This is a genomic window from Bartonella vinsonii subsp. arupensis OK-94-513 (assembly GCF_000278235.1).
GTDB lineage: Bacteria > Pseudomonadota > Alphaproteobacteria > Rhizobiales > Rhizobiaceae > Bartonella > Bartonella arupensis.
Map to the genome: position 1 here is coordinate 1 of NZ_JH725038.1, position 11,954 is coordinate 11,954.

Sequence of the window (11,954 nt, forward strand, 5' to 3'; positions counted from 1 at the left end):
GGAAGTTTTGGTCAATTCTGGGGAGGTATTAGGGATTCCTTTGTCGGGCATATAAATCACATAACAGAAACAATGGATAAAGAGGGAGGGGATGGAGCACTCGGTGCTGGTTTTGAATTCGGCCAAATGATAGGTAAACCACTAGGAACAGTGGCCGAAGTGCTCGGAGGTGCTGGATTAGCCAAGGGTGGCGCAAAGCTTGCAGAGAAAGGCATTGGAAAACTCACTTCTCAGGTTGAAAAAGAAGTTGCTAAGGTGGGTGGCGAAGTTTCTCAAGCACTCGGAAAGATGAGTGATGAAGTTGTTGCAACTCAATATTTTGGGCAGGAAAGAAAATTCTGGTCAGCGGATCCCATTGATGCTGAGTTTGAAATAACTTACAAGGGAGAAAAAATTACTCAGAAAAACAAAGTTTATCAGAGAGAAGATCTGTTCGATCCTAACCAGATTGTTACTTGGACAGTAAACGGCAAAGAAGTAAAAGGTACAAATATTGAAAGAATGAAGACAGGAAGAGCTCCTCTTGACGCTGATGATGACCCCATTGAATTGCATCATATGTTGCAAACACATGATAGTCCCATAGCAGAGGTTACCAATGAGTTTCATAAAAAAAATACTGCTGTTATTCATATTAATCCCAACACAATGGGATCAGGTATCGATAGAGATATTTTTGATAGGTGGAGATCCAAATATTGGAAGGACCGCGCTAAGGCTATAGAAGAAAAGATAAAGCTAAAACAACAATTTATGGAGAACAATTTATGAAAACTTATACTTTAACTGATGTTGCACAATTAGTGGATAAATATAGTGATATCATAAATTTCGGTACTGCAGAGGATGCAGTTAGCGATGTACGGATTAAAGAGGCTGAGAAAACTCTCGGTTTGCAATTTACAATTTCTTATAAAGATTTTTTAAAAAATTATAAAGGAGGAGAAATTGGTTATGAAGAAATTTTTAGCATTTATAACGCAAGTTTTGAGGATCATCCTGCTGGTGATATTGTGTACAAAAACTTAAACTATAGAAAGAAGGGCTTAGCAAAACCACAGCAACTTGTTGTTAGCAGAACTGATTTTGGTGAGACATTTTATTTTGATTATTCTCAGTTTCAGGATGGCGAATGCCCACTTTATGTCGAGTTACCATCTGGGACTTCAGAGTATTATGCAAGTAATTTTTATGAATTTTTATGCAAAAGAATTACAGCTCGTATAGAATGATGTCCTTCGTATGGCAGTTTTTCTTATCAAAAGAAAAACATTATTATCTGTGGGAATGAGTTGTGATCTATAATGAATAATCACTTCTGGGGGGATCATTCATGAAAACCTATACCTTAAATGATGTCATAGAATTAGTTGATAAATATGAAGGTGATATTGTCAATTTTTGTTCTGAAGAAAAGGCGGTTGATGATATATGGATTAAAAAAGCTGAAAAAACTCTTGGTTTGCAATTCACAACGTCTTACAAAGCTTTTTTAAAAAAATATGGAGGAGGAGAAATTGCTGGTTATGAAATCTTTAGCCTTTACAAAGATTGTGTAGAGTTTCCTTTTAATGATATTGTTCACCAAAACTTAAATTATTATAGAAAAGAAGGTTTTGCAACACCAGAACAGCTTGTTGTGAATAGAACAGATTTTGGTGAAACATTTTATTTTGATTATACTCAGTTTCGGGATGGTGAATGCCCACTCTATGTCATGCTTCCATCTGAAGATTGCGAATATTACGCCAGTAATTTTTATGAATTTCTCTGTAAAAGAATTATGGAACATGTTGGGGGAGGAATGACGATGCAAACCAAAGACGCAACAGAGATTTTAAAAAAAGTTGGTTGGGAGCCTCATCGAGATGAAATAGGTGATATGTTTGCTTATTATCACCTTCCCGATCGCATAGTGCGTATTCATTATGGTGTCATAGATTATGGACAGGATAGCGGTAGGTTATGGGTTTCGTCCAGTCTCACCACTGTTGCCTATTGCCTTGGCTGTGAATACATTAACGGTAAAGAATCGCAACATCAATATGAGGATATGCTGATTTCTTCAGAAGAAAATTTTGGAGTTACAGCGCTGGAGTTTTTTGAAAACCATGTCAAGGTCGCTTTAAACAAAGTGTTAGCTTGGGCGCAAGAGCAAGATATTGAGCAAAAATTACGTGAAGAATCTGCCAATCATTCTCTCATTGCAAAAGCTCTACTCGGCGATATTGAGGCTTTAAGGAATTACAAATCTATATCTCAATTATATACACCAGAGTTTTCTGATTATGAAAAGATGACGCAGGTTGAGCGTGCCATCTTTTTTGCTGAGGCTTATAAAAATAACGAATTGGATGATCTTTTGGCGCGCAAAAAGCCTAAACAGCGTTCGATAAGTCTTACAACAGCAACTCGTATTCTCAAAACCGAAGGATGGCTTGCCACAGAGCCTGGGAAAATGTGGTTGGTTTTGCCGGATCGTTTTATTCAATTTGATTTTGGTTTTATCCGTCTTCATGATGATTACAATGTCCATCTTGAAGCAGAGATCTCCAACGAAGAGATTTCTGTAGCTTGCCATTATATTCACGATAGTGGAAAATATAGGAAGATATCAGCTACAAATATTTATCAGTCTTTTAATACGATTGGGGGAGGGCTTTTTAGTGGTGTTGATAAAGGGATTGATATTCGTGTAGAGACATTAAATGAGCAAGAGCTTATCAAAATCTCTGAGCGGATAATACAATGGGCACGCGCTCAAGATTTGCAAGGATCGATAGAAGGCAAAACGCTTGTTCAAAAATATAACTACAATACAGATATAATTTGGCATTTGGCTTGTTTAGCATTGACCGGAAAAATCAATGTGCTGAAATCTTATCAAAATTTACTTGCGTTAGGTACTATTTCTGAACATTTGGAAAGCAATATTGTAGAAAAGTCTGTTAAGTACGCGGTTGAATTTGCTGAAAAACATCTAAAAATTCTAAAAGAGCGAGAGGTGGCAGATGCACGCATTGGTGTACAGTCCTTGGCCTTCCTGAATACAGTTTCTAAAACATTAAAAATGATGAACTGGACAGTCTATCGCGACAAAAATTACAATTATAATGCCTATTTTATAAGCAAAGATCGTATCATCAATATAGTGTACAGTTTTGATAGAAAAGGAAAAATACCGGTTGTTGTATTTAAGGCTTCACTTTCAACACTTGCTTTTTCTACCGCTCATCGGGATGTTTTTTTCGAGAAGCCTCAATATATAGCTCTCAAAGAGGCAGAAGAAGTTTATACAGTTTCTAGTGTTGAAGTTGAAGAAGGCAAACTAAAGCAGATCTGTGCGGATATTCTTGAGTGGGCAGATCAACAAAATGTCAATCAAATTATCTATGATTATGCCGCTTTGCCAACAGATAGTGAATTTTGCCTTGCAGAATTTCACCTTATTGCACTTATTTTGACTGGTAATGTCAAAAAACTCAAATTTTATAAGGAGAGTTTTCAAAGAAAGAACTATCTAGGCTTTGTGGATACTATCACAAGATATGATATTGACAAGGCTCTTACTCTTGCACAGGGTTATCGAACGTTTTTTCAAAAAACGCTCTGATTTTATTCCTCGATCCACAAACAGCATCTTTTGCCTCCAAAACAGCGCTGCTTGAAGAGGAAGAGATCGATGAAGTTGATGAAACGGATGTTGGTGATGATCGTCTTACCATGGAGAGTGCAACAACACTTTTAAAAAGTTTGAATTGGGCAGTGAAGAAAATCGCAAGGGATGACTATATAGCAAGCTATCAATTGGCTGATCGTGAAGTTGATGTTCTTTATAATGATGAAATTGCCAAAGATTATCCGCAATTTGATAGTGCCTTTTTAATTAGCACCGGTATTCTTGCTGCTGCTTGCAAATTCATTGATCCTACCCACACGGAAGATATTCCAGATATACAGCTTAATTTTGAGGTAAAGGGATTGGAAATCTTTGAAGCAGAGGTGAGTGCGGATCGTTTAAAGCAAGCACTTGATGATGCATTAAAATGGGCGGTAAGCGCCATTGATCTTTCTGAAAGGCTTCGTTGTGATTATGGCCTCGCTCCTTGGGAAAAGGATGCAACATCTAAAGCAAGCAATAAGGATTATGCTTTACTTCATCTTGGTGCCCTTGCTTTATTGGGTGATATTGAAAGCTTACAGTCTTATCAACAAAGCTTTGTGACAGGAGATCATCTAGGCTTTGAAGAGAACATCAACCAAACCCACCTTGAACGCGCCCTGATTTTAGCTGAAGAATTGTCAAAAGCCAAACAACTGAGTTATGCTTTGATTAAACAGGTTGGAGAAAATTTTGATGAACAACGAAAAGTTTCTAGTGAAGAGCAGCCTCGCTCTTGGAAAGAGAGGATCACTCAGTTTATCGGAAAAAAGACAAAAAATAGTATCTTAAAAAAATAATGCGTTTTTTCTCATATGAAAGCATCAAAAAATACCTATTGAATTATTATAGCATTATCAAAATCCCTTTTTATGGGCTTTTATCTCTGTCAGTCGTTTTACCCCCTCATTTTAAAAAAGCTTTTAGATAACAATAAAAAACATTATATTTCAATATATTAAGTCTTATCAATACTTCAAAAAATAATCCATATTGATAAATACAACCTATCAATAGTCACATTTCTCTTTAAAGAGAGCTTTTGAAAGATATGGTGCTATCATTTGAGATTGCGATATAATCTTTTAAAGGCAATATGAGAGTGTTTAAAAGTGCAAGGCTTCTCTTTTTAGAAGATCGCATGATAAATCATTCCTTTTAAGAGTGTACATAATCAACTTAACAAGGGAGTATAGATATAAACTCTATACTCCCTTGTAAGATGTGCATACCCATCATGTGAAATGTGAGCATGCTTTATGAAGTCTCTTCAGTTTCTCTTATTTCCAATTTTGGGAGGTTCTTAACAATCCTCATAGTTTCTAAACTTACCGTAATAACCCTTTGAAATAATTCCAATGGATAAGCAGGGTTGCCAATGGTCTCAACAGCATAGCAATTGGCATCATTCACAATGCCACTCTTTTTATCGGTCTTTACACATTGACGCCCCATAACCCATTCAAGAGCGGGTCTACCATTTACGATATATTCATAAGCTTCCTTAGGGATATCTGTTATTGTGATATTACGATTGTAAATAACAGTAGATTTATCCTTTTCTTTACCTGCTTTTGCGAATTTCATTTCTGTAACGTAATAAAACTTTTCGGGATTAGAGATATCTGTAAGTTTAGGGTCACCTTTTTTAAAGGTAACAGGATAAGGTTCTACAGTTTCATAATTGACGTGTAAATTGCCTAATTCACGCCCTGCTGTAACAAACATCCAAAAATCTTCAGCAGTTTTTACGCAAGGGATACGAGGGAGTTCTTTAGAAAGATTATCAGCATAACGAGCACGATAATCTTCTGAATGCAAAATCCCATAAACATAATAGAAGATATCATCTTTAGTTATGGTCTCATGAGGATAAGCTGTTTTAAAATGTGCTAATCCCTCATCAGTAATCCCATCACGAACTTTCTTTTTTACTGCTGTAGTAAACAAACTATGGTCATGATGTTTTTTCTCTTCACAATGAAGCATAAGCGGGTAGCATTTTGCGTTTTGTAATGCATTATAACTAATTGGTTTATTTGTCATAAGACAAGAAAAACCTGTTTGACTTCCTATTCCAGAAACACAAATTCCAAGATTATCACGCATATCTGGATTAAAAAATTGATGCATTTTCCCTAATCGTTCATTAAGGAAAGGTGATGCGTAATGCCACATAACAGTAAATGGACAATAAAAAATTAGGACTTTTAGATGAGGTTCAAATATTGCATTTATACCTCGTTTTAATCTTGAACGAAGACTATGCGACCAACTAATTTTGGTAGGGTCATGATCGATAATATCATCAATAGACATTGATGGGCTTTTAGCAAAAAGACACCTTTGTGCATTAAAAAAATTAATCATTTTTTTTACAGATGTATCCAATGTATCTCTCGAAAAGTTACAAACCCAAGCATCCCGATTTGATTTCACTATAGGTGACGCATCTTCAAAAATCTTAACACTCACCGAAGTATTTCCATTTCCTATTGAAATAAATTGATCATAATCCGCATCTCGTTGCTTTATCCAATCATGCTTTTCATTAGGTATGATTTCTATAAATTGTTTGGATTGTATTATTTTATTTACACTTCCGAATGTATTTAATCTTTTTAATTTTTCTTTAGTAGAAAGATCATCCCCAATATCATGATAGTAAATCTTACAGGGTTTTTTATTATTAGGATTACGTACAAAAAGAGTTATAGCTATTCCATTTTGGCTTCCAGAACCAAAAACATTTTCCCCTTCTTTTGCTTCCTTTCCAGACCGTATATTTTTTCTAATATCACCACGAAGATTAATGATGTAAATAGAAGAATATTCATTTTGTAAGCATCTTCGCATACCATCAGCAAATATTTTATCTATCCACCCATTACCAGAAACATAGGCTACAATACCTCCTTGGAAACTCAAACGGTTACTTGCCCATTTAATCGCTCGAATGTAGCTATCATAAAGTCCTCTCTTTAATTTTGCTTGAGAACCGAGTGCATATGTGTCACGAATGTTTGCGTCGAGTGTAGTATAGGCTACATTTGCATTGTTATCATTTACACTTTTTTGACCAGCAGAATAAGGAGGATTGCCGAAAATAACTTCGATATCGGCTTCTTGTTGTTTTTTACACCGTTCTGAATTCTCAAACATATAACGTGTAAAAAAATCTTTCTCTTCAAGCATCTGAAACGTATCAGTTAAACAAATCCCTTCAAAGGGAATATAATCTCCTTTCATAAGACCATGATAGGTCGATTCAATGTTAATTGCTGCTATGTAATAAGCGAGTAGGACAATCTCATTGGCATGGATATCATGACGGAATTTATATTCCATATCTTCTGGTTTAATGAGATCAGATTGTAAAAGCCGCGTGATAAAGGTACCAGTACCCGTAAAGGGGTCAAGGATGGAAACACCACGTGATCCCAAGCTTTTTCCAAATTCCTTGCGTAGAACATCATCAACAGAATGAATAATAAAATCCACAACCTCAACAGGGGTATAAACAATGCCAAGCCTATCCGTTGTCTTTTTAAATGCCTTGGCAAAAAAACTTTCATAAAGCGTAATAATGAGGTTTTGTCTTGCTTGCGGGGTGGTGATCCCAGAAGCACGTAATTTAACACTTTCGTAGAATTCTTTAAGGTCCTTCGACTCTTCTTCAATATTTGTCTTGTCTAATTCCTTTAAGATCTTATCCATCGCTTGTGAGATGGTATTGTTTTGAACAAATTGATTGCCATCAAACAAAACTTCAAACACAGGACGCGTTACAAGATGTTGTGCAAGCATCTCAACAGCTTCTTCTTGCTTAATATCACTGTTTAAGTTGTTTTTTAGTTCTTCGTGAAATGCATGAAAGGCATGAGAGGCTTCGCTTGTTTCATCAACAAGCATGTTTTGCAGGCGGTTGATATGGTTTTGAGCAATCTCAGCAACATTACCAGCCCAGTTTTCCCAATAATCCGCAATAGCAAATTTCTTAGCAAGAAGTGTTCTAAGTGCATTAGGAAACTCAATAAAAAAGGGTAATTTTCCTTGTACTCCAATACTCTGAGAAGGTTCATAGGCGGGTTTTCCAATTTCCAGTCCCGCACTTTCTGGTTTTTCATAGATTGAGAGTTTCTCCTCAACCACAGTCATACTGTCTAAGGAGATAATCTCTAGGGTATGGCTTACATCTTGCCCTAAAATCATCTGGTTAAGGGTTATCTCAAAATTCTCATCATGGGCAAGCAAAGCATTGATCACTTGCCAGACAACTTTGTATTTCTTATTGTGTCTTAAAGCCTGTTCCGCAGAAATTCCAGCAGGAACCCCAACCGGTAGAATGATATAACCTCTTTTTTTGCCCTTGGCACGGCGCATGATACGTCCTACCGCTTGTATCACATCCACGTGACTTTTGCGCGGATGTAAAAACATGACCGCATCAAGAGCAGGCACATCCACGCCTTCTGAGAGACAACGAACATTACTTAACACACGGCAGATATTTTTCCCCGCATCTTCTTTTAACCAATCAAGTTTTTTTGTACGCTCTTTAGCGCTACAAGTTCCATCAATATGCTCAAATCTACAGTGAAGAGCAGGTGTCTTTTTATGACTTTCATAAAGAGTACGTAATTCAGACTGAATTTCATCAGAATTAAAGGTATCACGAATGCGTTCAGAGGTTTTAATATCTTTACAAAAAGCCAAAGCACGCCGCATGGGATTTGGATCATCATTTAGATCAAGTTTTAGATCGATTTTGCTAAGGGCTTGGTAACACCCTACGATTTTGGTCTTATCATCAAGGATAAGTTCATAATTATCATCGGTCATAAGATGTTGAATGGATTGAGCCACTGCTTCTTCATTCACACCCAAGACAATAATCTTATAAGGTGCTAACAATTCATTCTGTACGGCTTTTGAGAAGGTATAGGTATAAAGGGTTTTTCCATAAAGATCTTCATCATCCATAGAAGCCAGCACAGCATTAATCTCATTGGCTTGCTTTTTGGCATCATCAGCAAAGATCTTTGGTGTTGCGGTCATATACAGACGTTTTTTACCTTGTATAATGCTATTATCATGAATCTTAACAAACTTCGATTCACTGTTGTCTGTTCCTAATGATACACCCGTTGTTCTATGGGCTTCATCACAAATGATCAGATCAAATTCAGGTAAGCCATGATCTTTTTGTGCATCGGCAATCACTTGGATAGAATGATAAGTCGAAAACACCACAGTCATCACATCAGGAGAAATCTTATTGGCTTTGCTAGCAAGTTCTTGCGGATCTGTTGTAGCAGGCAATGCAAGATCTGAGACATCCAGTTCAGCAATATCATCTTGGTTTTTACGCCGTTTGCCAACTTGTGTATCAGAACACACCGCAAAGGAACGCAAGGGTACCTCTGTATCACTTGTCCATTCTCTTATCGTTTGAGACATAAGAGCAAGAGAAGGCACCAAAAACAAAACACGCTTGCCTTGACCAGCAAGAGTTTCTGCTATCTTAAGGCTCGTAAAGGTTTTTCCCGTTCCACAAGCCATAATGAGCTTGCCACGGTCTGCTTCTTTAAAACCTTCACAAACAGCTTCAAGAGCTTCTTTTTGATGATCTAAAAGCTTTTTCTTTTTTTGTTCTTTAAGGACAATATCTCCTTTTGCTTCAAAAGTACTCCAATCTATTTGGCTGTTTTCGAGATCAAACAGATTAATCCGTTGAATTGGAACGTCTTGTCCTTTACAAGTTAGATCGGCATTGTTACTCCAGTTTATTTCCGTGCTATCAATAAGGATACGACGAGTAAATGGGGCTTTCCCAGAGGCAGCAATAAAGCTATCAATATCTTCTTTTTTAATCTGATGATTTGCACTATAAAATTTACATTGAATAGCAGCATATCCCTCTTCATCACGGATCTTTGCTACCAGATCAATGCCGATATCAGTACCATCCCAATCATGTTCGCATGCCCAATCGTAATAGGTTTGAACCTTTTCATATTCTTGGCATTGCAGCGGATCATGTGTTAAGTAAGCAATAACAAACTTTTCAAAAGAAGTTCCTCTATCACGGGCACCTCCTGTATGATCACGGTAAGATTGCAACAGAGAGCGTAATGTTAGTGGTTTGGTATGAGATTGAAGCATTTATAATAAAACCCCACCGCTTTATAAGCGTTAATCTATCGGTATCAAAAAACTTTCGATAGAATTTGCTAGATCTGTTTAGAACAAATAGCAAGAGTAAAGTAGGAAAAGAGTATTAAAGATCCACAAACTGCTTTAAAAAATTTAACAAGATGCATTTATAAAAAGCAAAGTAGTGAAATTTGCTATTCATTTTATGGGAAATCAAGACAACTCCAATATATGCTTTTAAGAGATCAAATATGCAATTTTGATAAATATTAAAAAGAAACCTTCAAAACCCCTCAAAACATATATCATCAGTTGTATTTATGGGTTGTGTTGTCGATAATGATTGTATTTTTAAGATCTTCAAAATCTTAACATATTGAAATACAATGGTTTTTATTTTTTGCTAAAATTTTTTTTAAAAATGAGGTCCTAAAAGAACCCTCAAAACCCTCAAAACATATAAGAAAAGTTGTTTGTCTGCTCTATACATCTATTATCACTTGTACAACAAAAATCTATAAGAAGGACAAGAATAGAAAATAATGTTTTTTACCAATAAGTTATATTGAATTACCCAATAAAAGTTAAGTACTGGTGTAAAGGAGTTTTTTACACTTTTTACTATAGGTTTTGAGGGGAGATGTTGGAGGACAAAATCTTGATAAAAGTTCAGATTGCTTCATTGTGCTGTCCTCTGATTTTTTACCAAAGGATGCCACTCATAGCGTATGGTAGGACGACCGCCTTTTTGGTTACTGTCTTTAGTGATTTCACGAATGTGGTTTGTATGGCATAAAAATTCCAAAGCTTGCTTGACTGCTCCCTTGTCTTTTAAACGAGCCCAATTACGTTGGTGAATATCGCGTAACGTAAAGATATCAGGTAAGCAATCACAACGTTCTACAATCAATTTTGCACGTTCTGCTGTTAAGGTATCCCCAGCAGCATAAAGACGTTTTGCATGGCTTAACAGATATTTTGACCAACGCAATGCCATGGAAAGATAAGGGTAATTTACTTCAAAACGCTTTCCATCAACAAGTTCGAAGATTAAGGCAAGACTTGCTATGGTTTTAGGCATTTTTAAAAGATATGATTGTAAGGACGGGGAGAGATTATCCTCTCTTACTTCTTTATGAAGATTTTCCCACCATTCACGAAACGCCTCTTGTGCTTTGGGAGAAAAACGTATCACAATCGGGTGTTCAGGTGATCCCAAGGGTTTATTCCGAAAAGAACGAAAAACCTCTTCATAGTTCTTATAGGCATCTTTTAAAGGGTTTCTATCAACCCATTTGCATTCTTTATTATTATCGGGCCAAACGATCATTTGAAAACGTTGGATTAAACCATCATCTCCTTTTCCAGAATGAAGCGCGCGAATAAGAGGGACAATCCGAGAAGGTTGGATGCCTCCAATCATAGAAAGTGTTGCATTTTCAACATGGATTGTTCCACGCCCAATACGGTCATGGGTATAGGGTTGATCACCATTGAAAGATTGCAAATAAAAACCACGGTCTGTTTGATACTCCTTTCGTTCTAGATTTGCTAAAAAACCAGAAAGTTCATCACGTACAAACAATAATCCACGCGGATTTTCTTTGAGTAATTCTCCTAGCTTTTCTACCGTTGCATCATTGACAATAAGACGCCGCTTTGTATCGTTCTGGTCACTTTCTTCCTCATTCTCAATCAGTTCTTCTAAAAAGGCACGGGTTGCATCATAATCACCGTTTTTAAAAGCTTTTGCTGCTTTTTTATTTCCTTCTTTTTTACGCAAGGTCTCAAAAGCTTCATTCACTTTTGCTTGTTTATTCTTTTGTTGACAATTTTTATGCCATTCATTTTGTAAGCTATAGAGAGGGGCGAGAGCTGCTTGCATAGCAGGTGTTTTTCGTGCAGAAGGTTCTCCAATAATAGCCCCCCATAGATTAGGGACAATGAACCAATCATCATGCTGTCTTGGCGCGATACGCACGCCATTGCCAATCACGGAAGCTAAAGCACAGACGGCAGACACAGCCACAAAATCGACAGGGGATTGTTGACGGTCAGCAATATCATAAATATACCTTCCCAATGCTGTTGGAACTTGTGTAGCCTGAAAAGGCTCGACCGGTAAAAGAGCTGTATC

Annotated in this window: 4 protein-coding genes and 2 pseudogenes; 4 read left to right on the forward strand and 2 right to left on the reverse strand. The window is 36.7% G+C overall.

What is annotated here, in order from left to right; genetic code table 11:
* The 4 genes and pseudogenes from ME1_RS08275 to ME1_RS05175 form a co-directional block, all read left to right on the forward strand.
* On the forward strand, positions 1-771 hold a 771-nt coding region (locus ME1_RS08275; protein ID WP_004864273.1), incomplete at its 5' end, for an HNH/ENDO VII family nuclease.
* Positions 768-1,232 carry an SMI1/KNR4 family protein gene (locus tag ME1_RS05170; protein WP_004864274.1) on the forward strand — a complete coding sequence of 155 codons (465 nt, stop codon included), beginning with the start codon at positions 768-770 and terminating at the stop codon, positions 1,230-1,232. The genes ME1_RS08275 and ME1_RS05170, both read left to right, overlap by 4 nt.
* Before the next feature lie 101 nt (positions 1,233-1,333).
* Positions 1,334-1,798, forward strand: a pseudogene (locus tag ME1_RS07975) (SMI1/KNR4 family protein); the annotation flags it as partial.
* Between the two features lie 12 nt (positions 1,799-1,810).
* Positions 1,811-4,461: pseudogene (locus ME1_RS05175) on the forward strand (DUF6990 domain-containing protein).
* A 457-nt stretch (positions 4,462-4,918) separates the two neighbouring features.
* Here ME1_RS05175 and ME1_RS05185 read toward each other — a convergent pair.
* Both ME1_RS05185 and ME1_RS05190 read right to left on the reverse strand, forming a co-directional pair.
* Entirely contained in the window at positions 4,919-9,826 is a 4,908-nt protein-coding gene (locus tag ME1_RS05185; RefSeq protein WP_004864279.1) for a DEAD/DEAH box helicase, read from the reverse strand.
* Positions 9,827-10,496: 670 nt separating this feature from the next.
* Positions 10,497-11,954 (reverse strand): YfjI family protein (locus ME1_RS05190; RefSeq protein ID WP_004864280.1); only part of this gene is annotated, 1,458 nt, incomplete at its 5' end.

Bases quoted from the DNA above. Each gene is read 5' to 3' on its own strand.
- ME1_RS05170 (WP_004864274.1), top strand. From the start codon at position 768: ATGAAAACTTATACTTTAACTGATGTTGCACAATTAGTGGATAAATAT.
- ME1_RS05185 (WP_004864279.1), bottom strand. From the start codon at position 9,826: ATGCTTCAATCTCATACCAAACCACTAACATTACGCTCTCTGTTGCAA.